Origin of the sequence: Edaphobacter bradus, from assembly GCF_025685645.1 — a bacterium.
Taxonomy (GTDB): domain Bacteria; phylum Acidobacteriota; class Terriglobia; order Terriglobales; family Acidobacteriaceae; genus Edaphobacter; species Edaphobacter bradus.
The window spans coordinates 1-590 of sequence record NZ_JAGSYF010000012.1 but is presented as its reverse complement, the minus strand read 5'-3'; the positions used below and the strand labels follow the sequence as shown (position 1 = coordinate 590).

1 pseudogene is annotated in these 590 nt (G+C 60.8%); it reads right to left on the bottom strand.

The features are described from left to right. Positions 1-185: 185 nt before the first annotated feature. Positions 186-590 (bottom strand): annotated as a pseudogene (locus OHL16_RS20110) (hypothetical protein); the annotation flags it as partial.

Sequence of the window (590 nt, the reverse complement as noted above, 5' to 3'; positions counted from 1 at the left end):
GTTTGTCGTTACTAATCCTCGGAACGAGCAGAGTCGGGTTCAATGAGCGCTTTTTGCCTGTTCCCTCCGGTTGAACGAGTGAGACTTGACGTGAATTTCGGGTGGCAGAAGGCGTCGAGCGCAAGTCGAACTCTTCCTTGGGCTCAGGAGCAGGCCGTACGTCTGAGGCCTGCTCCTGAGGATGTTTACTGCACGGTGAGGGTGAGGTTGGTTGAGTTATGTGCGCCGGTGGTGCTATCTGTTGCGGTCACGACGACGGTATAGCTCTGTGGCGGGTTGCTGTGAGAGCCGCATCCGCTCAGGCCCAACACTGCACCCATGCAGAGGACCGCCAGGACGAGCATCAGCGGTATCTGCCGCAACTGCCTGCGGACCCTCTTGATGCCGGCCAGCGGCAGTAGCAGGAATCCCACTGTCGCAGGCAGGAAGGGTGCCTTGGATGAGGGCTTCTCATTGAAGGCGGTCTGCGTGCTGGTCTGAATGGTGAGTGTGATCGGCGTTGCCGCGCTGCCCGCCGCGATCGTTGCCGGCGAGAAGGTCGCGGTTGCTCCGCTGGGCAGACCGCTTGCGCTCAACGTCAACGCATCGGG